Origin of the sequence: Ferrimonas sediminum (assembly GCF_900100175.1) — a bacterium.
GTDB classification, from domain to species: Bacteria; Pseudomonadota; Gammaproteobacteria; order Enterobacterales; family Shewanellaceae; genus Ferrimonas; species Ferrimonas sediminum.
The window spans coordinates 58,039-82,659 of record NZ_FNEM01000014.1; the positions used below are offsets into that span (position 1 = coordinate 58,039).

Here is a 24,621-nt window from a genome sequence, read left to right on the forward strand (position 1 = left end):
AATTTAATAATATCGAACACTCTTGCATATCTGTTTAGGCAAATTATATGGCTGAGATCTCACTGAAACAGCTCAAAGCCTTCTGCTCGGTCGCCATCAGCGGCAATCTGGGCGTCAGTGCCGAGCAGCTGTTCCTGACCCGGGGCGCCGTCAGTCAGGCGATCAAGGGGTTGGAGGAGCAGCTACAGACCGAGCTGTTTGAGCGCCGCCAACAGCGGTTGTACCTGAACCGCCAGGGGCAGTTGCTGCGGCCGCTGGCGCAGCAGATGCTGGCCCAGCATCAGTCGATACTGGGACTGTTTCTGCCGGGCGAGTCCATGGGTGAGCTGAGACTGGGAGCCAGCCACACCATCGGCAACTATCTGATGCCCAACCTGCTGGCAACCTCGTTGTCGCCGTTGCTGAAACAGGCCAGGATCAGCCTGGGCAACAGCGCTCAGCTACAGCAGCAACTGCTGGACTACCAATTGGATCTGGCACTGGTTGAGTCGGAGAATATCGCCCCCTCCTTGCAGCGGCTACTGTGGCGTCAGGATGAGATGGTGCTGATTGCCCCGCCGGACAGTGACTGGCTGGCAGAGAGCATTGACTGGGAGGTGTTATCCCGTCAACGCTGGGTACTGCGGGAGCGGCACTCCGGCAGTCGAGAGCAGTTTGACTATCATCTGGCACCAAAGCTGACCGCGACACCGCCTATCACCGAGCTGGGCAGTCTGGAGGCGGTGGTACGCAGCGTCATGGCCGGGATCGGCGTGTCGTTGGTATCGAGACTGGCTTGCGAGCAGGCGCTGCAGCAAGGGTTGGTCAGACAGCAGCCATTGCCTCAGCCGCTGTATCGCAGGTTATCTCTGGTGTGCCAGCCGGGCAGTGCTGCACTACCTGTGGTCAAGGCCACCATTGAGGCGCTGCAGTGCGTGACTGATTAATCGGCTGTGATCACCGGTGGGAATGGCATCGGTGGATCCTGCCGATACTGAGTACCCATGACCGGTGGAAACGGCATCGTGTCATCGTCGTTCGAATCCGTACTGCCCGGCAGGGGCGGCGGCCGGTTGGGGACTATGGGCTTGCCCTGTTCGTCGAGAAACAGCGGCGGCAGTACCGTATCCGGATAGATGGGGTTGCCGTTGTTATCAAGCATGATTGGAGGGAAAGGCATGTCCGGATACACCGGGTTGCCGTTTTCATCCAGGATCGGCGGGTAGGGCGGGGTCGGAATGATCGGGTCGCCATTGGCATCCAGAGGCAGGCCGCTGATGGTGGGGGTGCCCTGTTCGTCGAGGGCGTCCGGCGGCAGCAGTCCGGCGGCGTCCCAATAGGCCAGCACCAGGTTGTCGTCCCAGGTCAGCGGGTCAACCCACAGATTCGGGTTGTCTTTCATAAACTGGTGCACATACTGCCGGGCTTCCTGCGGGTTTTCGAAGGTTGCCCGGTACAGGCAGCCACTCTGGCGGCAGTAGTGGAATACCTCTTTAAACCCCGGCGGTGGCTTCATCCCCCAGTTTTGTTCCCAGGGCCCCATCATCGGGTCATCGAAGAACATCGACAGCTGCTCGTCGACGAAGATCTCCGGGTTGTTGTAGATGAACTCGGCCTGGGCCAGGGTGTATTCGGCAAAAAATACATCGCCGCCTACGGTTTTGCGCACGTACATCATGTCGCCCACTACCAGAGGCACGTTGTCCTGCTCCATCATCGACATCAGCCGATCATAGTCCGGATCACCCGGTTGGATGACGGTGCTGGCGGTTTGGTAGGGGGAGTCTGACGGCGGGCTGGTGTCGACGGCGGCCTCGGCCTCATCACGGCTGTAGCCAAAATGAGGCGGCGACTCACCTTGCCCCCGGGCGGCCAGGGTTGCCGTATCCGTGCCGGCCGGAGCCTCGGCGGACTGTGGACTGGTGGCCGAGTTGGCTTGCAGCTTTCGCTCGAGCACCGCACTGGGGTGGCTGGCCGCCGGTTCAGTGCCGGGATTCAGTAACAGGGCGATGGCGTCGGCTTCCTCTGAGGCAGCGGGGGCAGCGGGGGCAGCGGGGATCGCCGACACCGCCGCGTCCTGATGGTAAACCCATCCGAGCGCAGCGCCGGTTAGCGCCAATACCAAAGCTCCACGAAAACTCATCGCCTGCCTACCTGCTGAAGAGAGGTCATTCTAACAGACAAAAAAGCGCCTAACACAGCAGAAATCGATGGTCCGTCAGCCATTGAATTCATTAATGGTGTTATCCCTGGCGCCGCTGTGGACGTGTAGCCGTCCAAATGCTAGTGTCGGTGGCAATGGTTGTTGCCTGTTGAGGAGAGTTGGCATGAGAGTGGGTTTAGTGGGATGGCGTGGCATGGTGGGGTCGGTATTGGTGCAGCGAATGCAGGAGGAGGGTGACTTCAAACGCATTGACGCTACCTTCTTTACCACCTCTCAAGCGGGGCAGCCGGCTCCGGAGTTGGCCAGCACCGAGGTATTGGTGGATGCCCACGATTTGGATGCCATCGCCACCATGGATGTGGTGATCTCCTGCCAGGGCTCGTCCTACACCGACGCGGTGTACCCCAAACTGCAACAGGCGGGCTGGGAAGGTTACTGGATTGATGCGGCATCCAGCCTGCGAATGGATCCCCAGGCCACCATCGTGCTGGATCCGGTCAATCGTGGTGTCATCGATGCCGCTCTGGATGCGGGAAAGACCACCTTTGTCGGCGGCAACTGCACCGTATCGTTGATGTTGATGGCCATCGGCGGGCTGTTGGAAGCCGATCTGGTGGAGTGGGTCAGCCCCATGACCTACCAGGCCGCCTCTGGCGGTGGTGCCCGCCATATGCGCGAGCTGTTGGGCCAGATGGGGGATCTACACAGCGAGGTGGCCGAGCAACTGGCCGATTCCCACTCGGCCATTCTCGACATCGAAAAGGCGGTGACCGCCAAGATGAACTCCGGTGAACTGGCCACGGATCAATTTGGGGTGCCACTGGCCGGCAGCCTGATCCCCTGGATTGATTCACCACTGCCCTCCGGCCAGAGTCGCGAAGAGTGGAAAGCCGAGGCCGAGGCCAACAAGATTTTGGCGACCGACAACCCCGTCGCTATCGACGGTTTATGTGTGCGGGTCGGGGCACTGCGCTGCCACAGCCAGGCACTGACCATTAAGCTGAAGCGGGATCTGCCACTGGCGGAGATTGAAGCGCTGTTGGCCGGGCACAACGACTGGGTGCAGCTGGTGGACAACACGCCGGAGGCCACCCGGGAGGCGTTGACGCCAACCGCCGTGACCGGAACGCTCAATGTGCCGGTGGGACGGTTGCGTAAACTGTCCATGGGGCCTGAGTATCTGTCGGCCTTTACCGTTGGCGACCAGCTGCTGTGGGGCGCCGCCGAGCCACTGCGCCGTATGCTTTCTATACTGGTGGCGCGTCAGGGCTGATCCAGTGCATGTTTTGCCGGATTGTCCTCGCCGCAGGGCAAGCCGGCAGGATATACTGCCGCTTTGATTGTTGGTTCCCGGAGAGCGGATGTTTACCAAGCTGTTAGTCACCTTGTTGGTGATCGTGGTTGCCATGATGAGTATGAAAGGGCGCAAGCCCCAGGAGCGCCCCAGCTTCAAGGCGCCCTCCATGGCCACCAGCTGGTTGCGCTTTTTGGCCCCGGCGATTGCGGCGGCGCTGCTGCTGTTGGCGGCGGCCTATTCCGGCTGGCAGTGGATGCAGGGCCAGCAGGTGTTGCAGATAAAGATCATCGATGCCGAGCATCAGCAGGTGACCACTTACGAGGTGCATCGCAAAGACCTGGATGGACGTCGTTTTACCACTCGCGACGGCCTGTGGGTCGAGTTGGGCGCCGGTGAGCGAATGGAAATTTCTCAGCTAAAATAAACACTAACAATTTCGTTCAATCCTTGTATCATCGTTGCGAAAGTTAGGATTGCGGCTGAGGAGAACTTGATGATCACCGCTTATCTGCAACGCGAAGGCGTATGGGACATGGTTGACCTCAGTCCCGAAGACGGCATTCCCAAGCACACCATGTGGATCGATCTGTTCCGTCCCGATGACGATGAACGTCAGTGGTTATCCCGCTACCTGTATGAAGAAGCTCCGGATGAAGAGGACATCAATGAGATTGAGGCTTCGGCCCGTTTCTACCTCGACAACGATGGCCTGCACATCAACTCTTTGTTTCCCCAACGCGTCGGTTCTGAAGTTCGGGCCATCAACGTTTTTTTTCTGATTCAACCCAACCGGCTGTTTACCATACGCGAAGAGGACGTCGGTCTGATTCGTCTGCTGCGCAACTACCTGCGTCTTGGCCGCATTGAGGCCGACCGCCCCCAGGGCCTGCTGGTGGAGCTGTTTAACCTGAAAGTGGATTACCTGTCGGACCAGCTCGAGGATGTCTATACCGTCCTCGATGAGTTGTCGGAAGAGGTGTTCGACAACGAGAAGCTGGATGAGGTGTTCAAGCAGATCACCCTGCAGGAGGACGGCAACGGTAAGATCCGCCTGTCGCTGCTCGATACCCAGCGAGGGTTAAGGTACATGCAGCGCTACTACCGCCGTCAGCTGCAGGAAGATGAGATCAAGGACGTCAAAGAGATGCTGTCCGACATTGAGTCGCTGCTGCCGCACACCCAGTTTCTGTTCGACAAGATCAACTTTCTGCTGGATGCCGCCATGGGTTTCACCAGTTTGCAGCAGAACAAGATCATCAAGATCTTCTCGGTAGCGGCGGTGGTGTTTCTGCCGCCGACCCTGATTGCGTCTATCTATGGCATGAACTTTACCGCCATGCCGGAGCTGGCCTGGGAGGTGGGCTATCCGCTGGCGCTGGGGCTGATGCTCGGCAGCGCGGTGGGCACCTACTGGTTCTTTAAGCGTAAAGGCTGGCTGTAACCCCGACGCCTGGGCTACAATGCCCGCCGTTTTTGAGTTGTGGAGAGCACTATGGCACGCGCATCGGCCCGTCATATTCTGGTGAAAACCGAACAGGAAGCCCTGAAACTGAAGCAGATGATTGCCAAGGGGGCGGACTTTGGTCAGTTGGCCAAGAAGCACTCATTGTGCCCCTCTAAGCGCAAGCAGGGAGATCTGGGCGAATTCGGCCCGGGGCAGATGGTGAAGGCGTTTGATAACGTGGTGTTCAAAAAGCCGGTGCTGGAGGTCCATGGCCCGGTAAAAACCAAATTTGGTTACCACCTTATCCAGACCCTGTACCGCAGTTAAGCACGGAATCCAACGACGCCCGCACGAATCGCTCGGTCGGGCGTTTTTTTGTACTTTTTTCGAAGGGGTTTCATTTCTGTGATCCCGTTAGCTGATCTCAGTGTACAGCCGTACGCATAATGTCGAACCTCGTAGTTTGACAGTGAGTTGGTGGAATAATGCAACACGCATGCAGCCAGTGTGGTACTAAGCTGGACCTGGAGATGATCGTTTGTAGCGGCTGTGGCGCCGGTCAACATATGGACGCCTTTGCCGGCGTCGACCCGGACGTAAAGCTGAAAAGTCGTCGCAAGACCGCCTGGCTAAGCCTGTTTCTAGGTGGCTTTGGTGCGCATAAATTCTATCTGGGTCAACCCTTTAAAGGGGCTGCCTATCTACTGTTCTGCTGGACTCTGGTGCCATCGGCACTGGGGGTGGTCGAGGCCATCCGCACCTTCAAGATGACCTCGCTGCAGTTCCAGTTCCGTCAGCGTCAGCTGGCCTGAGCCTGACCGTCGCTGGCACCGGTATCGCCGCTGAGTCGAATGTGACCGCTGCCGGGCAAACTCTCCACCAATTGCCACCCCATCAGTGTGGATGGGGTGTGGTAGCCGCTGTGATCCGGGTTCTGTAGCAGGAATTCGGTGACCGCCAGGGCACCGGTAACGGTGACGTCATAGCCGTTGGCGGTGTCCAGTCGCGCTTCAATCCGCTGGCCTTTTTCGTTACTCACCTCTCCCCAGATCACCGTGGTGTGGCGGGCACGCTGGCTGTCACTGGGACCGGTCAAGGATGCCTCGATGCGGTTTTTGATCAGCGCCTGCACCCAGCCCAGCCCCATTAAACCCCGTACCCAGTTGATCCGCTTTAGCTGTTTGACCTTGCGGGCCGACATCGGGATGTAGACTTCGATGTTGTCGATGGCGGTGCTGAACCAGGCGGTAGACAGATCGCCCCAGGGGATGGAAACCGCCAGTTTCGGGGTGTCGGCAAAGGCGATGGTGCGGGTTTTGTGGGCCAGTGGCGTGGCGACCAGTTTACCCTGTTGGCGAATCATACTGCCTTTGGGCAGGGCTTCGGCGGAGGTTTTGGCGGTGCCGCGGGAGAAGCCGCTGCGGCTGTCGAACGCCAGCGTCAGCCGAGTGGCGTCGGGCATCGCCTGCTTGAGGCGGGCGGCCACGCAATCGGTGGGGATTACGTCAAAACCGACACCGGGGATCAGCACCACATTAGCGGCCTTGGCCTGGTCGCTCAGTTGTTGACCCAGCTCAAACACCGCCACTTCGCCGGTAATGTCCAGGTAGTGACACCCCTGAGCGATGCAAGCCCGCATCATCGGTTCGGCGGTGGCAGAGAAGGGGCCGGCACAGTGCAGTACCAGGTCGATGTCCGCCAGATCGCTGCCGCTCATGTCATGCAGATCGAAACAGCGATAGGGCAGCTCCAGCTGCTTTGCCAGTGCCTCAATCGCCTGCGGGTTGCGTCCGGCGAGGATCGGTTTCAGGCCACGCCGCACCGCTTCTTCGGCAATCAGTTTGCCGGTATAGCCGTTGGCGCCATAGATCATCCAGTTTGATGTACTCATCTCAGTGTCCTTTCACAGTTTGTTGCAGTACCTGCTTGAAAAACAGGTTCGGCAGCCAGCGCTTTACCCGCCAGGCCTGGCGAGATTTCTTGTGGGGCAGAATCAGAAACTCGCCGGCGATGGCGTGCTCAATCAGGTAGTCGGCCACGTCGGCGGCAGACAGTTCGGAGCGCTGCATCATCTTGCCTGCCGGGGCGGCGATGGCCTTACCCTGGGCATTGAGAGAGTCCAGCAGCGGGGTCTGAAAGAAGGCGGGGCACACGGCGCTGACCTGGATGCCGCGGGGGCGCCACTCAAATCTCAGGGTTTCGCTCAGGCTCAGCAGGGCGGCTTTGGAGACGTTGTAGGCGGCCATGTAGGGGGCGTTGGCGACCGCTGCCATGGAGACGATGTTGATCAGGTAGCTGCCTTTGCCCAGGAACGGGCTGACCAACCGGCTGAGGCGAACACTGGCCATCAGGTTGATGTCGAGGCAGCGTTGCCACTCGCTGTCGGGCAGGGATTCAAAGAGACCACCGGACGCCACCCCGGCATTGTTCAGTACCCAGGCAAATTGCGGCTGCTGTTGCTGGCATAGCGCCTCCAGTCTGGCCAGGGTATCCCGGTCGGTCAGATCGCCGGCCAGCAACTGATGACTGCCACCCAGCTGTTGGTTCAACTGCTCCAGAGCTGCCGGATCCCTGTCCAGCAGCCACAGCCTGGCGCCCCGTTTGGCAAAGGCTTTGGCCAGCTCGATGCCCAGGCCACCACTGGCCCCGGTCAGCAACACATCCATATGTTTGTCTCCGTTAAAAATCGAACGTTCGTTCGTTATTGACGATAAACTAAACACCTTGTAGGGTGAAGGCAAGTCACATTTTAGTCGGATTGCGATGGACCTTTACCTGTTACGCCACGGCCAGGCGATGTTTGGCAGCCAGGATTATGATCGGTTGAGCGACCTCGGACACCAGCAGGCACGCTGCCTGGGCGAGGAGATCGGCAGTTGGCAACTGGGGCCGGCGACTTTGGTCAGCGGTGACCTGAGGCGTCAGCAGCAGACGCTGGAAGGGGTCTGCCACGGTGCCGGGTTGGTTCAGGGGGCGGCGGTGGACGCCGGCTTCAATGAACTGGAGGTGTCTGAGCTTATCCCCGGCTACTGGCCGGCGGCCTGCAAGCGCCTTGGCATGGCAATGTCCCCCAAGGAAGCCAGCACCGACATGCGCTATTTCCTGCCGCTGATGAGTGAAGCACTGCGGTTGTGGATTGCCGAGCACCCCAGTGAAAAAGGGGAGAGCTTCCGCCAGTTTCAACAGCGGATTACCGATGCCATCGCTACCCACACCTGCGGAAGCCGGCCCACGGTGGCGGTGACCAGTGGCGGTGTCATCAGCCTGCTGGCCAGCCAGGCCATGGGCAGCGATGTCACCCACATGGCGGAGCTGATCCATCAGGTCAACAACTGCTCCATCACCCACCTTCGCTACGCCCGCGGTCAATGGCACCTGCAGGCGTTCAATGTCAACGGTCACCTGCGACGTCAGCAGATGCTCACCTGGAGATAACGAAAGATGGATTTTTCAGTTTCCCCGACCCTGACTGCCCACATGGAGGCAGCCAGCCAGCTGGTTCAGGAGCAGTTGATTCCGCTGGAGCCGCTGCTGCTCAGCCATGATTACCCCAGCCTGATGGAAGAGATGGAGCTGGTTCGCCACAAGGTGCGTGAACTGGGGCTGTGGGCGCCGCATCTGCCCGAGTCTGTGGGCGGTATGGGGTTGTCACTGCTGGCGTTTGCCCAGATGGCGGAACGCATCGGCTACTCGCCCCTGGGGCACCTGGCTTTTGGTTGCCAGGCACCGGATGCCGGCAATGCCGAGCTGTTGCTGCACGTGGGCAGCGAGACTCAGCAGGCCCGCTATCTGGAGCCGCTGGCCCGCGGGGAGATTCGCAGCTGTTTTGCCATGACCGAGCGCCATCTGGCCGGTTCCAATCCGGTGCTGATGAACAGTGAGGCGGAGTTTGATGGCAGTCACTGGCACCTGAATGCCCATAAGTGGTTCACGACTGCCGCCGAAGGGGCCGAGTTTGCCATTGTGATGGCCAAAACCGAGCCGGAGGCGGCCCGGCATCAGCAAGCCAGTATGCTGCTGGTGCCCATGGACACCCCCGGGGTGTCGCGGCTGCGCAACATCTCGGTGATGGGGGCGGAGGGCTACGGCCCCTTCAGCCATGCCGAGATGGTGTTTGACGATGTGAAGCTGCCGGCGGACGCGGTACTGGGTCGCCCGGGGCAGGGGTTTGCTTTGGCCCAGGCCCGGTTGGGGCCGGGGCGCATCCACCATTGCATGCGCTGGTTGGGGCTGGCACAGCGAGCCATCGATGAGATGACCCGCTATCTGCAACAGCGGGCGATCACCGCCGATAAGGTGCTGGGGCAGCAGCCGCTGGCCCAGGCGATGCTGTCGGAGTCGGTGGCCAGCCTACAGGCGGCGCGCTGGTTTGTGCTGCATACCGCCTGGCAGGTGGATAATGGTGACTTCGGCCAGGCCAAGGCGGCCATCTCGATGATCAAGTTCCATACCGCCAACATGCTGCAACAGGTGGTCGACAATGCGGTGCAGATGCACGGCGGCCTGGGGATCACCGATGACACCATTTTGGCCTTTATCTTCCGTGAAGAGCGGGCGGCGCGGATCTACGACGGGCCGGACGAGGTGCACAAGCTGTCGGCGGCCAAGCAGTTGCTCAAGGTGGCCCAATGAGCCAGATGGCCTGCTCTTTGGCTGAATTTCAGCGGTTGATAGGCTGGAATCCACAGGCGATGTGGCATGATTTTCACCAGCAATGCCTGCCTCAGCTGAACCAGAAAAACCCGGGCCGCACCGAGGCTCGGCTGGCCACCATCGTGGAAGCCACCTTTACTCTGGCCAATCGTCAGGGCTTTCATGCCATGTCCCTGCGTCAACTCAGCGATGCCAGCGGCATGAGCCTGGGTGGACTCTATGGCTACTTTGCCAGCAAGGATCAACTGGCCACTTCCATCCATCAGTTCATTCGCTATCAGTTTGAGCAGGTGCTGTTGCCCCTTATCGACGCACTGCCGGACAGCCAGCGGCTGTTCGCCATCTGCCGTTACCACCTGTATCTGAGTGAGTTGATGCAGCCGTGGTTCTTTTTCGCCTACATGGAAGCCCGCCACCAGCAGGAGGACCTGCGCAAGCAGGCCATCGCCCTTAGCGAACGGGTGGATGTGGAACTGCTGCTGGCATTGGACGCCATTGGCGAGATGCAGGAGCCGGTGATTGCGGTGGGGTTGCTCAAGCACCTGCTGCAGGGCTGGTACCTGCGGCGTGCCCATTTTCAGAAATCCGGTGTCGATGTGGATGCCTACACCGATTATCTTCTCAGTCGTATCGAGTCACTTTGTCACGGAGACAGACACCATGACCGTATCCATGCTGCCCTTTAACCAACGAACCCTGGAGCGTTATCTGGATGAGGCGCTGCCTGAATTGGGAGCCGTACGCTCCGTCACCCAGTTTGAAGGCGGGGCGTCCAACCTGACGTTCAAGCTGGAGTGTGAGAGGCTCACACTGGTGTTGAGGATGCCGCCTCCGGGCACCAAGGCGGCCAGTGCCCACGATATGGCGCGCGAGGTGAGGGTGCTGACTGCCTTGGCGGGCAGCTTTAGCAAGGTGCCCGAGGTGTTGCATTATTGCGAGTCGGATTCGGTGACCGGTTACCCCTTCTACCTGATGACGTACGAGAGCGGTACCATATTGCGTAAGAACCTGCCCAAGGAGCTGGGACTGTCCAGGGTGCAGGCGGGGGAGTTGTGTCGCGCCATGGTGGATACCCTGGTGGAATTGCACAGTATCGATGTGGACGTCGCGCCGTTCTCTAATCTGGGGCACCCGGATGGCTACATTCGCCGCCAGGTGGAGGGGTGGAGCCAGCGCTACATGAATGCCCTGACTGATGGTGCCCGCAGCGGTGAGCGGGTGATGCGCTGGTTGGTGGATAACCAACCGGGCGAAGGGCCCCATGCGTCCGTTATCCATAATGACTTCAAGTTCGATAACCTGGTGCTGAACCCGGACGATCCCACCGAGATTCGCGCGGTGCTGGACTGGGAGATGGCCACTGTCGGCGATCCGTTGATGGATCTCGGCTGTGCGCTGGCGTACTGGGTTGAAGCCGGTGATGAACCGGAACTGAAGCTGTTGCGGCAGCTGCCGACCCATCTGCCAGGCATGTGGACCCGGGAGCAGATTGTGGCCTATTACGGCCAGCAGACCGGGTTGGACGTCAGCCAGTTCGGATTTTACTACGTGTTTGGATTGTTCCGTCTGGCGGTGATTGTGCAGCAGATCTGGTATCGCTATGTCGAAGGCAGTCGTAAGCATCCCCCGTTCGCGCGCTTCGGTGAGTTGGCTGCCAGGCTGATGGATCAGGCCGCCACCAACATCGACCGTTTAACTTCGGCCCATCAACACAGTGACCAACTGCAGAAGATCACCCAGCCCGGCTTGCTGCAACTGCAGGGGAGGGTGGCGTTGATCACCGGTGCCAGTCGGGGCATTGGTGAGGCGGTGGCGCGGCTGTATGCGGCCCACGGTGCCCGAGTTATCTTGTCCAGCCGCGATCAACCGGCACTGGATTCAGTGGCAGCATCGATTCGCGATCAGGGCGGCCAGGCCGAGGGCATCGCCTGTCATGGCGGCGATATGGAGCAGGCCAAGGCGCTGTTTGCCACCATTCAGGAGCGTTACGGCCGGCTGGACATTCTGGTGAATAACGCGGCGGCCAACCCCTATTTCGGCCATATTCTGGATACGCCGCAGGAGGCACTGGACAAAACCGTGCAGGTCAATCTGGCCGGCTATTTCTGCTTTGCCCAATTGGCCGGGCAGATGATGCGTGATCAGGGCGGTGGGGTGATCATCAATACCGCTTCGGTCAACGGCAAGCAGCCGGCACCGGGGCAGGGGATTTACTCCATCACCAAGGCGGCGGTCAACAGCATGACGGCAGCCTTTGCCAAGGAGTGTGCCCAGTACAACATACGCGTCAATGCGGTGTTGCCGGGCCTCACGGAAACCAAGTTTGCCTCGGCCCTGACCGATAACCCGATGCTGTTAAAGCAGATCCTGCCGTTGATCCCTATGGGGCGAAGCGCGGTGCCTGCGGAAATCGCGCCGGCGTTTCTGTTTCTGGCCTCCGATGCGGCGGCTTACATTACCGGCATCGAACTGCCGGTTGACGGCGGCTATCTGGCTTAAGGTGTTGAAGGGCCGTTTTCGTAGTCTTGTGTGGGCAAATTGACGGGATCAGATGATGAAGTGGTACTGGGCGGTGGTGGTTTTCTTACTGGTGTTGGCCGGTTGCACCTCGGCACCGTCCGGTATCACGCCAGTGCAGGGGTTCGAACTGGATCGGTATCTGGGCACCTGGTACGAGGTCGCCCGGCTGGACCACAGCTTCGAGCGTGGTCTGAGCGGGGTGAGTGCCCAGTACACTCTGGGTGAGGATGGCGGCGTGCGGGTCATTAACCGCGGTATCGACAGCGCCGGCGGCGAAGCCAGCCAGGCCGAGGGCCGGGCTTACTTCGTCGGCGATTCGAACACCGGCCATCTGAAAGTCTCCTTTTTCGGGCCCTTCTATGGCGCCTATGTAGTGTTTGAGCTGGATCCTGACTATCAGTACGCCTTTGTCAGTGGTTACAGCCGCGATTACTTGTGGTTGTTGTCGCGCACCCCGCAGGTGCCCGCTTCGGTGATGCAGGCTTTTCGCAGCCGTGCCACTGAGTTGGGTTTCGACCTGTCGGGCCTGATTGTCAGCCAGCCGGATGACGGCGGCCCCTGATGATTAGGGTGTGGTGAACCCCATCCCCCGCTTGATACGTTCGAGGTTGTCGGAAGAGGTGAGGGTTTCGACCACAGTGAAGGCGACCTCCATTGCCGTGGCGGGGCTGGTTGACGTGATGATGTTGTCATCGATCACCAGCGGCTGCTGTAACACCTGCACGCCCAGTTCCCGCATCTGGTTCTGGCGCTTCTCGCTCAATTGGTAGGTGGTGGCCGTTCGGCCCTTAAGCACGCCGCTTTGGGCGATGGGCAGGGCGCCGACACACACCGAGGCGATCAGTTTATTCCGGCTGTCGAAGGCGCGAATCAACTCCAGCAATCGCTCATCGAAGGCATCGTCGTAGAAGCCGGCGCGGCTCATTCCACCGGGGATCAACAGGGCATCGAACTCATCGACGTCGATGTCGTTAAACGCCCGCTCCGGCTCGATGGTAAAATTCCAGGCACACTGAATTCTCGAATGAAATCCGGTGGTGATCAGCTCGATGGGTTCCAGGCCGTAGGTGGTGGTCCAGCCCAGGGCGTCGGTAAACACACAGGCTTCGTACTCCTCCAGCCCCTGACACAGGAACAGCAGCGCTTTTTTCATCAATATTCCTCGTTACCGGTGAACGCAATGGCGTCACTCTATCCCATTGAGCTGTCAAAAAATGCGAGCGTTGATGGAGTGCGTCGATGCGATCCGCGGCCGTTGAACCGTTGCCCGAGGCTGGTGCTCCCGGTGTGTTGATTCGAGTGATCCCGATCACGGCAACGTCGGGCCATTAAAATCACTACCAAAACCTTTAGGGATGTTGGTTTGTACTCTCAATATGCTCTCAATGCCCCGCCGAGCGGGTGCACCATAATAATTCGATTGAGGGACAATGATGATGAAACAGTCGTTAACGGCGGCATTTCTGCTGTGCTTGTTGGCCGGATGTGACAGCGGCAGCGATGAGTTAGCTAAGGCGCCGGTCGCGCCACAACCCGAACCTGACGTATCGCCTTACCTAATGCTGAACGTGAAGCCGGACGCCCGATTTGAAGGCCAGTTTGAGGTCTACCTTGGCCGTTATGACGACCGCTTGAAAGCGTGGTTACAGAGCGAACGAGCGCAGGATCTGAACAGTGACGGCCACATCGATGAGCGAGATGCGCACCTTGACGGGGTCCACAACCCGCCAGAACGGCCAATCATTGTTGAGGCCGACGACATGGATCGGCTGCTCAAGACCAACCCTGATGGTCTGGGTGCCGGTTCAGCTCGCCCCGATATCTTTGTCGATGGCCAGTATGGAATCTTTGATGCCTTGCGTTACCTGGCGGTGACCCGAGCCGATCTGCGCCTGGACAGCATTAGCGGGCCGGAATCCACCGGTCGTGACACCTTCGACTTTGTGCTCTCCTGGGATCGCAACCGCGATGGCGTGTTTGATGAGCGTGACAACGACCTTTATGCCAACTTTCAGGGGCAGCACTGGCACAGCCGGATTCGATTTGACGGTGGTGACCTGATTACCCTTAACGGCACGTTAGACGGTGTGGGTCCCCAGGGAGAGGGGCATTACGAGCGATTGGATCAGATGTGGATTCAGCCGGGCATGACCATTCGTTTTCAGCCTTTTTCTCCGGAGATGACCAAGCGTCGCCACTGGGTGCAGCAGCGGGAGATGGCGCGGTTGGCGCAGAGCGGCGGCCGAGTGGTTCTGCCTCGTTTGATGGTGATGAAGTCGGAAACCACGCCACCCCTGGTGATCGATAACCTGGAGGTTACCGCCCACAATATGCGCCCGGACATTTTCCAGCCTGGCGTGATCACCAAAATGGACATCTTCCTGTCGGCGGCTGATGAAGGGTTGGATGTGGCGTTCAATTACTGGCCATCGTTGTCAACCGGCGCTCCGGTGAATCATTTCGGCCTGTTTCGGGTCGACGGGTTGGCCTCTGAGGTCGGCCGCGGTTGGACCACGTTGTGGGGAGAGATGGTGACCGATAAGGATTTCGGCCCGCTCTCTGACTGCGATTTTTCTTCTCCAATGGGAGGCGGGCAGGAGTTGGTTGTGGATCCTGAACATTGTCGAGTGGACTGGCAGTCCGCGTTCGGTGGCACCAAGATGCACATTATGTCTGATGTGTGGGTGATGAATCAGGCAGAAGAGACGGCGATAGCCATCTTTGCGGACCACTACCAGTTGTTCGGTATGGAGGAGTTCAGCGGTAAACAATCCGCTGAGCGTGACTTCAGCCCGCAACAGGATGGCGCCGACATCGTGACTTTACAGATGTTCGAGTTGCCCCATGACGGTGTGGGCCCAATGCTCTCATCTGAGCATTTTGGCTGGGGCATCGCCGATTGCACCGAGTGCCACAATGAGAAAAAGCAGCCCTTGGGGCACGGCGGTCACAGTTGGCCGGTGAACAGCGCCGACGGCTTTGATGCCACCCAACCCTATTACTGTGCCACCTGCCACGGCAGCAATGGCGCGCCCAAGGGGCATGGGGAAACGGCTCGCTGTTTTTGGTGTCACGCCGGTGACAGCAATACTCCCGGCCATCATGGAGAGGCGTCGACTCGCAAGTTGTATCAGGACGGCGACATAAAGAGTAATGACAAGATCTATAACTCATCTCATGGGGGCGTGCCGGATCCTAATGACCCGAATGATCTCTCGGTTCTGCCTCGAGACAAGGATGGCAACTACAGTGAGTATCGACAGATTTGGAGCTCGGTAAACTCCGACTGGGACATGAGCCGGGCATTCCCCGATCCCTATTCTTGCATGACTTGCCACCCTAACCAGTAGCGTTGGCAAAGCCTGGTGACCACCGTCGGTAAAAATGGATTGTTGTGGTCATCCTGAGCCCCCGAATGAGGGGGCTGTTTTCTTTTAACGTGAAGATGATATGAGTATCGAGACCCAGTCTTGCAACATCGACCCCAAGCACATTCGTAGAGTTCGCGAGTTTCTGCTTCCCTACGGAGTCATGGATTTTTTTTACAGCATCATCACCCATGTGAACCGGCCTGCTCTTCATCAGTTCAAAAAGCTGGGACGCCGGTTACCCAGAGAGGTCGCCAAGGCCCGGCGTATCATCTGTTCCCGGGATGATTTAAGGGAGTTTCGCCACCGCTACCTGACCCATTTCGCGACCACAGACATCACCTATAAAGCCTATTTTAATAATCATCGTTCAGGCCTCAGTGTGTGGGGCGCGCCGGACCTCTCTGACAACAAGCGCAGCCAGTTTCGGCGTCTGTTAGAAGACTATGGCGTTTCCAGTCTTGCCGTTTGGCACTTACCTATACGGCACCATCCTGGTTGGTATTCGGAGTTTGTGTTTGTGTCCGACCTCGGGCGGGAGGCGTTATTGCGTCAACTTGGCCAACATCAGCAGCAGATTGAGTATCAGTTGCAGTTGTTTGCATGTCACTTTAATGAGCTTTGTATCTCTGAACTTAACCCCATAGTGAACTTCAACTGTCTGTCGGACAAAGCGCTGCAGGTGTTGAAGTTAACGGCAGAAGGCTACTCCAGTGATGAGGTGGCTCAGACGCTGTCGATGACGGAAAGTGGGGTTTATTATCACTTGGAGAGGCTGAAGGATAGGCTTTGTGCCCGTAACCGGGTTCAGTTAATCAGCCAGGCGCACACACTGGGTTTACTGTGAGCCGGCTCTGGCTGGAGGTGGAAAACGGCAGTTGGCGCTATAGGATGGCGCCCGCTGATGCAGGCACTGAATCGGGTCAGGATGAGGCACCGATGCCGGCGCTTCAGTCCCGCCACTTAATGGAGCAGCCCATGCTGGGGTGCTGGATCCGGGGGCCTTTGCCGGTGCCGGCGATCTGGCGCATGGCGTTGAGCAACTCCGGCGTGCGCTGAGTCGGGTCGTCCATGCGGGCGTCATCCAGCCGGCCCCGGTACTGCAACTCTCCCTTGGCATTAAAGCCAAAAAAGTCCGGCGTGCACACGGCGCCAAAGGCTCTTCCGACCCGCTGGTCTTCGTCCACCAGGTAGAGAAACGGCAGGTTGTGCTGGCGGGCGAAGGCCACCATGTTGTCGGGGGCGTCCGCCGGGTAGTCGCGGTAATCGTTGCTCATCACCGCCACCACGTTGACCCCTTCGGCCATCAGTTGACGGCAATCCCGGGCCAGGCGGTCGATGATGCGCTGTACATAGGGGCAGTGGTTGCAGATGAACATCACCAGCAGCCCCTTGTCGCCCAGATGTTCACTCAGGGTAAAGGGGATGCCATGGGGATCGCTCAGGGTAAAGTCCGGCGCGGGCCAGCCGAAGTTGCAGACGGGGGTATCCAGTAACATGGGGTCTCCTTCAATGGGCGGCGCGCGCGCCGCCAATGCGGTTGCCAGGGAGTCGGAAACAGCTGGCCGATTCGGCTCATCTCGTTGACGGTTGTGGGTGAGTCATAAAGATTCATAGCTAGCAGTAAAGGATCATCCTCGACTGGCAGGAGCTCAACGGCTCCAGCCGCCACGAAGCGGTCATTGGGGGGCTGAGTCGTGTCCATCAGAATGGGGTCTATTCACTGGGAGATGACGGCTGATTAAAGATCGCTTGATTCGGCCCACTCCCTCATGACTTCCAGTACATCGAGTGCAGAACGGCCAAAATCGGTCAGTTCATAGGTAACGGCTATAGGGCGATCACTTAGAACCTTTCGTATCACCATGTTGCGTGATTCCAACTCTTTGAGCCTTTGATCAATCATTTTTTTGCTGGCGCCCCCCAGCATCCTGGTCAGATCATTGAATCGTACTGGCCCATCCTTCAAATGATACAGCAGAGAACCGGTCCACTTACCACCAATGATTCGCATGCCCTTTTCAATGGCACATGGCTCCATGCATGCGTTTTCGACCCTCTTTCTACCAAAGGTGTCTGTTTTGATTTTGCTTTCCAAATTTCACCTCTCTCAAAGGATTCAGAGCAGTTACATACCGGAAGCCATCATACGGGTGGTTACCAAAAGTTAACTGGTTGAATATTGTGAAACGGTAACATAATGTTCATAAGATTGAAAGTAAAGGCCAGCCGGGCTTTGACCATGACGGCTGCAGTTCCACAAATGATTGGAGATAAACGATGACACTAAAACCATGGGCTACTGTGGCTGGCAGTTTGTTTAGTGCTAGCTGCGCAGTGGCAACAACCCTACCGGGTTCGGCTCATATCGAGTCACCGGAACAGTATCAACGGTTGTTTGAAAACGACAGCATTGAGGTGTTGAAGATGGTGCTTAAACCCGGTGAAGCGGACCTCTGGCATACCCACAGGGACGAAACTGTGTATTTCGAGAAAGGAGGAGATCTGCTGATTCGCCAGAAAGGAGCCGATGATCTTAGAGTAAACGTGCCTGATGGTCATGTGATGTGGCATCAAAGCTGGACTCACCAGGTAACTAATATGGGCAGCAAGGAAGTGATTGCCATCATTGTGGAGAGTAAAAAGTAATTTTGCAGATCGGTTCTGCCGGAAAGGAAGAGGCACAGGGACTTTTAATAAAGGAGACAAGTATATATGACAAAAGATATCCACTTATACACCGCATCAACTATGAATGGCTGGAAGCCGGTTATCTTTTTGGAAGAAGCTGGAGTGGAATATGATCTTACCCACATCGACTTTGCCAAGAAACAACATAAGCACCCTGAATATCTGCAACTCAACCCCAATGGGCGCATACCGACCATAGTCGATCGTTCCAACAACGATTTTGTTGTCTTCGAGTCCGGTGCCATCCTCTGGTATTTGGCAGAGAAGTACCAAAAGTTCCTGCCCCAAAAACCAGATGAGCGATCTGTCACCTTGCAATGGCTGATGTTTCAGATGGGTGGAATAGGGCCAATGATGGGGCAAGCGATGTACTTTCAGCGTATCGCGGCAAAACAGGGCGAGGAAAACCTCTTTGCCACTGATCGTTATGTTCAGGAAAGTCGTCGCTTGATGGAGGTCCTGAACGCTAGGTTGGCGAAGAGCCGCTTTCTGGCCTGCGGGGAGTATACCATCGCAGATATGGCCACTTATCCCTGGGCACGAGCTTTCTACTGGGCCAAGGTACAGGTGGAGGATCTTCAGCACCTGAATCGTTGGTTCGATGAAATTGATGCCAGAAAGGCGACCCAGAGAGCGCTTACGATTCCTAAGCCATTTTGGGCATTTTTTGGTAAGGGGAATGTGGAAGTTCAGGAGCGGGAAAATGCAGATCGCTTCAAGTCTGACGTAATAAGTCGTTCTAATATTTGAGTTTTTAATGTTGAGCGGAATAGTATCCCGCAGGTTACTAAAAGTATACTGGTTGACTTGAGTTACCAGCAGGCAATAGCATACCCACGGTAAGTAAGTTAATTGTCTGGATCACTGTCCAGTCATCAAAGAGAAAGGTGTTCTTCCATGAGTAATATACTGATTATCAATGCCCACCAACTATCTCCCTACTCTGAGGGTCGTTTGAATGGGTCATTGGTTGAGCGAGCCAAAATCCAGTTGATGGAAAAAGGTCATGAGGTAGAAATGGTGACCATGCAGGAGCAGGTTGACGTCGATGAGCAACTGAAATTGTTCCAGTGGGCAGACAGGGTGATAGTACAGATGCCGGTGAACTGGATGAGCACTCCCTGGATGTTTAAGAAGTATATGGATGAGGTGTTCACTGCAGGCATGGGAGGGGCATTGTGCCAGTTTGATGGACGAACTTCTGAAGATCCAAAGCGCAATTATGGTACTGGCGGTACTCGAACGAATACGAAATATATGCTCTCGCTGACCTTTAATGCTCCGCAGGAATCCTTTGACGATATCGATGAATATCTGTTCCAAGGCAAGAGTGTGGATGACTTGATGTTCCACATGCACAGTAACTTCAGGTTTTTTGGTATGTCTTCATTACCTACTTTTGCCTGTTATGACGTAATGAAGAATGCGAATGTAGAAGCTGATTTCCTTCGTTTTGATGCCCACCTCAAAGCCCATTTCTAAGGAGTGAGAACTCATGATTGATTTTACCTATTACGATGAAGAGAGCGCTCCAGAAGAGTCGCAAGAGCTAGTGAAAGGGTCGTTGAAGGCATTCGGTATGCTACCAAATCTTCATCGAGTTCTGGCTGAAGCTCCAGCCACTTATGAGGCTTACAACAACACTTTTGGTCTCTTTATGAATGGTACTTCTTTGTCTCCTCTGGAGCAGCAGGTGGTGTTCATGACGGCGAATTATGAGAACAATTGCCACTATTGTATCCCCGGGCACACCTGGATGATGAAAACAGCTAAGATGCCCGATGAAGTGATTACTGCATTAAGAGAAGGAACTGAAATTCCAGATCCGAAGTTGCAGGCATTGCATGACTATACGAAGGCGCTACTGGATAGTAGAGGTCATATTGGACAGGAGCGTCTTGAGGCTTTCATTCAAGCCGGGTTTACTAAGCGTCAGGCGCTTGAGGTATTAACTGGACTAGCAGCCAAGCTTATCTCAAATTTCACCAATGCGCTGGCCAACACTGAGCCAGATTCAGCATTTAAAAAATACGAATGGATTCATCCGTCCAATCGATAAACTAAAGAATTATATGTTCGAACTGGTTGATTCTTAGCAAATGGTATAGGTACTCGCCTCTAACAAATCTTTAGTAAGAGAAGCTCATCATCACAATGTGAGTTGGCGGAGGTCATGGATGACTCCTTTTGGCGCCTTAGCGAACCCTCGGTAGCGATGGGCTTACCTGACCAATATTCAAGTGCCAATGGTAACCACTGGCCTCAGATGCGGAAATCAGGATCCTGTCTTTTGACAGTTGCCGCTCCTTGACTGGATAAACCTTGGGGCCTTGCTCTTGATTGTTATAGACACTGCCACCACTTGGAAGCAGATTAATGCTCAGCGGTTCGGCTCCCCACTCCTTAAGGTAGGCTCCCATGTTGGTGGTACTCTCAGACCAACTTGTGTCGTGGTTTACCTTGGTATGCCAGTTGCCGCCATAGACAATTAGTCTTGAGTCATGATGCAGATAGGGCTTGAGGTTATTAGCCATTCTCCATGCTCTTGGAGAGCCATGATCATCGAACATTACTAAAGTGAGGCCTTTCTGCCTGAGCGGTAATAATGTTTGTAACAGCTCAAACATAGCATCGCTGGTTTTCCCTGTATGCAGTTGTTGCCACTGAAAACTAGTTTCCACGCTTAGGGCAAGTTGATCTGTATTTCCACTAACGTCGATCTGCTCTGCTAGTAGCTCGATGGCTAATATCGTCGGCCCTTGCTTTAGCTGGTTACAGACGATATTTTCGACCCACTTAGGAGCTTGCACACTTCCGTGAATTTCTCCCAGCAGCAGCGGTCGGTTATTGCCAATAATTGCTTCCAATTCGGCAGGCAGTGGCTCACAGGCCCAAGATTTGATTGATAGCACAACGAGGACACCCAATATCCATGGACGCATAAGAGAAGTTCCTTTTTCTCAAAAAAAGAGCAGTCTATTGGGTTAACAGAGATGATGCTGTGATGATAATCACTTTGATGCTTTGTACTCCCAACCCTCTACCGAAGAGCAATCGATAGCCCGGAGGCCGCATCTGGTGCCCCAATGACTGGTTCTGGCGCCGAAGCAGCCATTTAGTATGATACTTTATTACTCTTCCACAACGGTAAAGCTGTCGACGGCGGCCAGGTTGTCTTTCAGGTGCCGATTGCCCATGTGCGCCTGTCACAGCTCACGGGAAGCCCAGTTGTTATAAAACAGGAAGTGGGCCGATCTTCCGGGTCAACGGATCAAGGTCAATGATCCTTAGCGCGGTGGTTTAGTCGATATGCTTTACCCGGTTTCCGGAGGCATATCACCGGGAGGGGGCGGGTTGGCCGGGCCAAAGGAGGCGCCGGCCGGTGGGGTAATTATTTAGAGCGGGTGGATTCCACCTGGCGAACCCAGTCACAGGAGATGCCAGCCTTGGCATGGTGCTTGTGAATCGCTTCGGCGTTGGGGGCCTCCAGCACGCAGTAGATCAGGTTGTCCTTCTTGCTGAACAGGATGTCGTGGTGAGTGACACCAAATTCATCTGCCGGTGCATTCTGCAGGTCCTTCAACTGCTGCTCAGTAAAGGGCTCCATAGGGTGAGTATCAATGAACTTGGGCATACGTTGTCTCCTCTGTCCTACTGGATTAGAGGCCACCGGCCTCGGCCCTGTTGACCAAGGCCTGAGTGGCCAGCCTGGATTGCGTTTGCGGAACGGGATTCAACCTATCAAAGGATAGGCCAGATAGCCGAAATCGTTGTCCCGGCTCTGCGCAGTCACGACACTTTTATCCAGCTTTCTGCTGCCGGGCCTGACGCCCTTTAGCCCAGTTCACGATTCTCTGCATGGCCCAGCCAAAGAGCCCGGGAAACAGGCGGGCACAGTGATGGGTGAGTTTGGCGCGCACCCCAGGAATGATCAGAAAGCGGCTTTGCTCCAGCCCCTTGATCGTGGCGCGGGTAACGGTGTCCACCTGCAGGGTGCCGCCGAGATCTTTCAGCAGCCTGGCCACAGGGCTGATGTAGGTTCGCTCCTGGATCACCATGGGGGTGTCCACCTCTGGCGGGCACAGCACCGATACCCTTATCCCTTGCGAGCTCACCTCTTGCCTGAGTGCGCCGGCCATCCCCAGAAGGGCGAACTTGCTGGCGCTGTAGCCGGAGTAGCCGTAGGGGGCGATCAGGCCGGCCAGGGAGCTGACAAAGCAGATCTGCCCTTGCCGTTGCTCCAGCATGCCCGGCAACCAGGCCTTGGCCAGGCGGCGGCTGCCCAGCAGGTTGGTTTGCATCAACGCTTCGAACTCATCGTCGCTCTGCTCCATAAAGCGGATGCTCTGGACGATGCCGGCACTGAGGATCAGCAGGTACGGCTGCCCCTGGCGGGTGCGGATCTTTTCCACTGAATTCTGCACCGCCTGTGGATCGTCAACGTCCACCGAATAGCCGCAGACCTCGGCGCCCGGGGCCAGCGATTGGCACTGGGCCACCGCCTGTGCCAGTCGCTGCGGGTTTCTGGCCAACAGTGCCAGCCGCCAGCCCCGGGCCGCATAGGCTTTCGCCAGATCCAGGCCGATGCCGCTGGAGGCGCCGGAGATTAACGCCAGCGGTGAATCAGGGTGTGTGGGGGTCATGCTTCGCTTCCTTGCTGTTGTGGGCGGCGATGAAACGGCCATAGCCGGTTTCGGTTCCCAGCGCTGGCAGGATCTGCTCATCCTCCACCGCCAGCTTGCCGTTGATCAGCACTTGCTTGACGATGCCCGGGTTGCGATTCACCAACCGCTTGAGGTCGAAATTGTCCATCTCGGCCCAGTGTACCGCCTCCAGATCCTGATCAAAACCAGCGGGATCCAGCACCACCACGTCGGCGCGGTCACCTTGACGAATGGTACCGGCATCGACGCCCAGCCACTCGGCTTGTTCGCCGGTCAGGCGCCAGACGGCCCGCTCCATGGACATGATCGCCTGCTGCTCATCGATGGACTCCTGCACCAGCTTGAGCATTCGCAGCGGCAGATTGTAAAACGACATATTGCGAATGTGGGCGCCGGCATCGCTGAAGCTGATCAGGGCATTGGGGTCGGCCACCAGCTTTTTCAGTACTGGCTTTCTGTGGTTGGCAACCGTGGTGTACCAGCGCAGTTTGGGGCCGTACTCCACCACCAGATCCAGAAACAGGTCCACCACGTGAATGCCTCTGGACTTGGCGATTTCGTCGAAGTTTTTATTCACCAGGCTGGCGTCCGGACAGTCGATGATGAGGGCATCGGACAGATCCCGTTGCCACACCCGCGGGCTGAGTTTTTCGCCATAGAATTTACGGAAATTGCGCCGGTAGGCCTCGTCTTTCAGCAGTTCGTTGCGCGCCAGTTCGTCCTTGAGATCCAGCGCCATCTCGCCGGCGCCAAACTCCTCGAAGAACACCACATCGATGCCGTCGGCGTAGACCGTGAACGGCGTCGGCAGTACCTGCCAGCGAAAGTCGCCTTTTAGCGCATTGGTAAACCAGGAGGCCAGTTTGGTGAGGTTGGTGAGATAGCGGCTGCCCTTGAGATCCATCTGGCTGATCAGGGTGGTCTTAAGGGGCTTGCGGCGCCAGCCGATGCTTTCGCGCACGTAATCGAAAATTTGCAGCGGAGTGGCGGCATTGGGAGCGCCCTGGTGAACCCGGTTGTAGCGCCGAACCAGTTTGTTGAGTCGGGCAATCTCATCCCAATTGGCGTAGGTGCTGGGCAAGCTGCGGGACCAGGCCCGGTCGCCGTCGATTTTGTCCCACTTCAGGCACATGGTCGACAGGCCGAGAAAACCGCACTCCAACGCCTCGTGCAGCAGGGCTTCCATCGCCTGCATCTCCGCCTCTCCGGGCTGGGTGTCGTGGCGGGTGGCCCGATCCAGCCCCATCACGCTGGCGCGCAGATCGCTGTGGCCAAGGAAGCTGATCAGGTTGGGGCCCAGTGGCAGGCGATTCACGTGCTCCACCCACTGGCGCGGCGTCGACCAGGTTTTGTTGCGCTTTAAAATCGGCAATACCCTCTCCCGAGGCACGGTTTCCACCCGGGTGAACAGATCCGAGGCGTCCTCGTAATCGCTGCAGATCATGCTCAGTGAGCAGCTACCGACCAGCACCGTGGTCACGCCGTGGCGCACCGACTCTGACAGGCCGGGGCTGACCAGCAGTTCGGCATCGTAGTGGGTGTGGGTGTCGAGAAACCCGGGGGTGACCCACATCCCCTCGGCGCAGATCACCCGCTCGGCAGATTCCGGTGCCAGCGCCTTTTCACTGATGCAGGCGATTTTACCGTCCCTGATGGCCAGATCCCGAATCCGGGACGGGGCGCCGGTGCCGTCAAAATAGCGCCCCCGCTGAATCAAAATGTCGTACTGGGCCATGTCAGCCTGCTCCTTGCGATTGCCATCCAATACTTATGCATCTTATTCGCATTAGTGATGCCAGGCTTGTCATTTGGTGACAGCTGCGAAAAGATAAAGCGACCGC

Annotated in this window: 27 protein-coding genes and 1 pseudogene; 18 read left to right on the forward strand and 10 right to left on the reverse strand. The window is 57.1% G+C overall.

What is annotated here, in order from left to right:
* Nucleotides 1-47 precede the first annotated feature (47 nt).
* Nucleotides 48-926, forward strand: coding sequence for a LysR substrate-binding domain-containing protein (locus tag BLT77_RS14740; RefSeq protein WP_090366761.1), 879 nt, complete (start codon nucleotides 48-50; stop codon nucleotides 924-926).
* On the opposite strand, the gene BLT77_RS14745 is transcribed toward BLT77_RS14740, so the two are convergent.
* Nucleotides 923-2,122 (reverse strand): hypothetical protein, encoded by a 1,200-nt coding sequence (locus tag BLT77_RS14745; protein ID WP_090366763.1) that lies wholly within the window; start codon nucleotides 2,120-2,122, stop codon nucleotides 923-925. The genes BLT77_RS14740 and BLT77_RS14745 overlap by 4 nt on opposite strands.
* Nucleotides 2,123-2,306: 184 nt before the next feature.
* On the opposite strand from BLT77_RS14745, the gene asd reads away from it, so the two are divergent.
* The 5 genes from asd (at nucleotide 2,307) to BLT77_RS14770 (ending at nucleotide 5,696) form a co-directional block, all read left to right on the forward strand.
* The gene (gene asd / locus BLT77_RS14750; RefSeq protein ID WP_090366765.1) at nucleotides 2,307-3,416 is read left to right on the forward strand and encodes an aspartate-semialdehyde dehydrogenase; all 1,110 of its coding nucleotides are present in this window, start codon (nucleotides 2,307-2,309) and stop codon (nucleotides 3,414-3,416) included.
* A gap of 88 nt (nucleotides 3,417-3,504) precedes the next feature.
* Nucleotides 3,505-3,864 (forward strand): hypothetical protein, encoded by a 360-nt coding sequence (locus BLT77_RS14755; RefSeq protein ID WP_090366766.1) that lies wholly within the window; start codon nucleotides 3,505-3,507, stop codon nucleotides 3,862-3,864.
* 69 nt (nucleotides 3,865-3,933) lie between these two features.
* Nucleotides 3,934-4,881, forward strand: a complete 948-nt coding sequence (gene corA / locus BLT77_RS14760; protein ID WP_090366768.1) for a magnesium/cobalt transporter CorA — start codon at nucleotides 3,934-3,936, stop codon at nucleotides 4,879-4,881.
* A gap of 51 nt (nucleotides 4,882-4,932) precedes the next feature.
* Nucleotides 4,933-5,211, forward strand: coding sequence for a peptidylprolyl isomerase (locus BLT77_RS14765; RefSeq protein ID WP_028111672.1), 279 nt, complete (start codon nucleotides 4,933-4,935; stop codon nucleotides 5,209-5,211).
* A gap of 158 nt (nucleotides 5,212-5,369) precedes the next feature.
* Complete coding sequence (locus BLT77_RS14770) at nucleotides 5,370-5,696, forward strand: TM2 domain-containing protein (protein WP_090366770.1); 327 nt, start codon at nucleotides 5,370-5,372, stop codon at nucleotides 5,694-5,696.
* On the opposite strand, the gene BLT77_RS14775 is transcribed toward BLT77_RS14770, so the two are convergent.
* Together BLT77_RS14775 and BLT77_RS14780 are read right to left on the reverse strand one after the other, a co-directional pair.
* Nucleotides 5,684-6,775: a saccharopine dehydrogenase family protein gene (locus BLT77_RS14775; protein ID WP_090366772.1), complete on the reverse strand. Its 1,092-nt coding sequence runs from the start codon at nucleotides 6,773-6,775 to the stop codon at nucleotides 5,684-5,686. The two genes, BLT77_RS14770 and BLT77_RS14775, sit on opposite strands and share 13 nt — an antisense overlap.
* A 1-nt stretch (nucleotide 6,776) precedes the next feature.
* On the reverse strand, nucleotides 6,777-7,550 hold the full coding sequence (locus BLT77_RS14780) for an SDR family NAD(P)-dependent oxidoreductase (protein ID WP_090366774.1): 774 nt from the start codon (nucleotides 7,548-7,550) through the stop codon (nucleotides 6,777-6,779).
* A gap of 97 nt (nucleotides 7,551-7,647) precedes the next feature.
* Here BLT77_RS14780 and BLT77_RS14785 point away from each other — a divergent pair, with 97 nt between their 5' ends.
* From BLT77_RS14785 to BLT77_RS14805, 6 genes and pseudogenes are all read left to right on the forward strand, one after another.
* Nucleotides 7,648-8,319 (forward strand): histidine phosphatase family protein, encoded by a 672-nt coding sequence (locus BLT77_RS14785; protein ID WP_090366776.1) that lies wholly within the window; start codon nucleotides 7,648-7,650, stop codon nucleotides 8,317-8,319.
* Nucleotides 8,320-8,325: 6 nt separating this feature from the next.
* Nucleotides 8,326-9,516, forward strand: coding sequence for an acyl-CoA dehydrogenase family protein (locus tag BLT77_RS14790; protein ID WP_090366778.1), 1,191 nt, complete (start codon nucleotides 8,326-8,328; stop codon nucleotides 9,514-9,516).
* On the forward strand, nucleotides 9,513-10,223 hold the full coding sequence (locus BLT77_RS14795) for a TetR/AcrR family transcriptional regulator (RefSeq protein ID WP_090366780.1): 711 nt from the start codon (nucleotides 9,513-9,515) through the stop codon (nucleotides 10,221-10,223). Before BLT77_RS14790 ends, BLT77_RS14795 begins: the two co-directional genes overlap by 4 nt.
* Nucleotides 10,210-10,962: pseudogene (locus BLT77_RS20505) on the forward strand (phosphotransferase family protein); the annotation flags it as partial. The gene BLT77_RS14795 and the pseudogene BLT77_RS20505, both read left to right, overlap by 14 nt.
* A gap of 306 nt (nucleotides 10,963-11,268) precedes the next feature.
* Nucleotides 11,269-12,036, forward strand: coding sequence for a glucose 1-dehydrogenase (locus BLT77_RS20510; RefSeq protein ID WP_425431738.1), 768 nt, complete (start codon nucleotides 11,269-11,271; stop codon nucleotides 12,034-12,036).
* A gap of 55 nt (nucleotides 12,037-12,091) precedes the next feature.
* Nucleotides 12,092-12,619: a lipocalin family protein gene (locus tag BLT77_RS14805; RefSeq protein WP_090366871.1), complete on the forward strand. Its 528-nt coding sequence runs from the start codon at nucleotides 12,092-12,094 to the stop codon at nucleotides 12,617-12,619.
* A 3-nt stretch (nucleotides 12,620-12,622) separates the two neighbouring features.
* Here BLT77_RS14805 and BLT77_RS14810 read toward each other — a convergent pair whose 3' ends face one another.
* Nucleotides 12,623-13,210 (reverse strand): DJ-1/PfpI family protein, encoded by a 588-nt coding sequence (locus BLT77_RS14810; RefSeq protein WP_090366784.1) that lies wholly within the window; start codon nucleotides 13,208-13,210, stop codon nucleotides 12,623-12,625.
* 277 nt (nucleotides 13,211-13,487) lie between these two features.
* On the opposite strand from BLT77_RS14810, the gene BLT77_RS14815 reads away from it, so the two are divergent.
* The gene (locus BLT77_RS14815) at nucleotides 13,488-15,407 is read left to right on the forward strand and encodes a hypothetical protein (RefSeq protein ID WP_090366786.1); all 1,920 of its coding nucleotides are present in this window, start codon (nucleotides 13,488-13,490) and stop codon (nucleotides 15,405-15,407) included.
* A 100-nt stretch (nucleotides 15,408-15,507) separates the two neighbouring features.
* Nucleotides 15,508-16,272: a helix-turn-helix transcriptional regulator gene (locus BLT77_RS14820; RefSeq protein WP_090366788.1), complete on the forward strand. Its 765-nt coding sequence runs from the start codon at nucleotides 15,508-15,510 to the stop codon at nucleotides 16,270-16,272.
* 103 nt (nucleotides 16,273-16,375) lie between these two features.
* Here BLT77_RS14820 and BLT77_RS14825 read toward each other — a convergent pair whose 3' ends face one another.
* Together BLT77_RS14825 and BLT77_RS14830 are read right to left on the reverse strand one after the other, a co-directional pair.
* On the reverse strand, nucleotides 16,376-16,924 hold the full coding sequence (locus BLT77_RS14825) for a thioredoxin family protein (RefSeq protein ID WP_090366790.1): 549 nt from the start codon (nucleotides 16,922-16,924) through the stop codon (nucleotides 16,376-16,378).
* 242 nt (nucleotides 16,925-17,166) lie between these two features.
* Nucleotides 17,167-17,523 carry a winged helix-turn-helix transcriptional regulator gene (locus BLT77_RS14830; protein WP_090366792.1) on the reverse strand — a complete coding sequence of 119 codons (357 nt, stop codon included), beginning with the start codon at nucleotides 17,521-17,523 and terminating at the stop codon, nucleotides 17,167-17,169.
* Between the two features lie 182 nt (nucleotides 17,524-17,705).
* Between BLT77_RS14830 and BLT77_RS14835 the strand changes: the two genes are divergently transcribed.
* From BLT77_RS14835 to BLT77_RS14850, 4 genes are all read left to right on the forward strand, one after another.
* The gene (locus BLT77_RS14835; RefSeq protein WP_090366795.1) at nucleotides 17,706-18,074 is read left to right on the forward strand and encodes a hypothetical protein; all 369 of its coding nucleotides are present in this window, start codon (nucleotides 17,706-17,708) and stop codon (nucleotides 18,072-18,074) included.
* Nucleotides 18,075-18,140: 66 nt separating this feature from the next.
* Nucleotides 18,141-18,866, forward strand: a complete 726-nt coding sequence (locus BLT77_RS14840) for a glutathione S-transferase family protein (RefSeq protein WP_090366797.1) — start codon at nucleotides 18,141-18,143, stop codon at nucleotides 18,864-18,866.
* A gap of 147 nt (nucleotides 18,867-19,013) precedes the next feature.
* Complete coding sequence (locus tag BLT77_RS14845; protein ID WP_090366800.1) at nucleotides 19,014-19,598, forward strand: NAD(P)H-dependent oxidoreductase; 585 nt, start codon at nucleotides 19,014-19,016, stop codon at nucleotides 19,596-19,598.
* Between the two features lie 13 nt (nucleotides 19,599-19,611).
* Complete coding sequence (locus BLT77_RS14850) at nucleotides 19,612-20,175, forward strand: carboxymuconolactone decarboxylase family protein (protein WP_090366802.1); 564 nt, start codon at nucleotides 19,612-19,614, stop codon at nucleotides 20,173-20,175.
* 136 nt (nucleotides 20,176-20,311) lie between these two features.
* On the opposite strand, the gene BLT77_RS14855 is transcribed toward BLT77_RS14850, so the two are convergent.
* The 4 genes from BLT77_RS14855 to BLT77_RS14870 all read right to left on the reverse strand — a co-directional run bounded on the left by BLT77_RS14855 (nucleotide 20,312) and on the right by BLT77_RS14870 (nucleotide 24,515).
* Nucleotides 20,312-21,058, reverse strand: coding sequence for a TraB/GumN family protein (locus tag BLT77_RS14855; RefSeq protein WP_090366804.1), 747 nt, complete (start codon nucleotides 21,056-21,058; stop codon nucleotides 20,312-20,314).
* Between the two features lie 449 nt (nucleotides 21,059-21,507).
* Nucleotides 21,508-21,750, reverse strand: coding sequence for a nickel-binding protein (locus BLT77_RS14860; protein ID WP_090366806.1), 243 nt, complete (start codon nucleotides 21,748-21,750; stop codon nucleotides 21,508-21,510).
* 166 nt (nucleotides 21,751-21,916) lie between these two features.
* Nucleotides 21,917-22,759 (reverse strand): SDR family NAD(P)-dependent oxidoreductase, encoded by an 843-nt coding sequence (locus BLT77_RS14865; protein WP_090366808.1) that lies wholly within the window; start codon nucleotides 22,757-22,759, stop codon nucleotides 21,917-21,919.
* On the reverse strand, nucleotides 22,740-24,515 hold the full coding sequence (locus BLT77_RS14870; RefSeq protein ID WP_090366811.1) for an N-acyl-D-amino-acid deacylase family protein: 1,776 nt from the start codon (nucleotides 24,513-24,515) through the stop codon (nucleotides 22,740-22,742). The genes BLT77_RS14865 and BLT77_RS14870 overlap by 20 nt, the downstream gene beginning before the upstream one ends.
* Nucleotides 24,516-24,621: the final 106 nt, after the last annotated feature.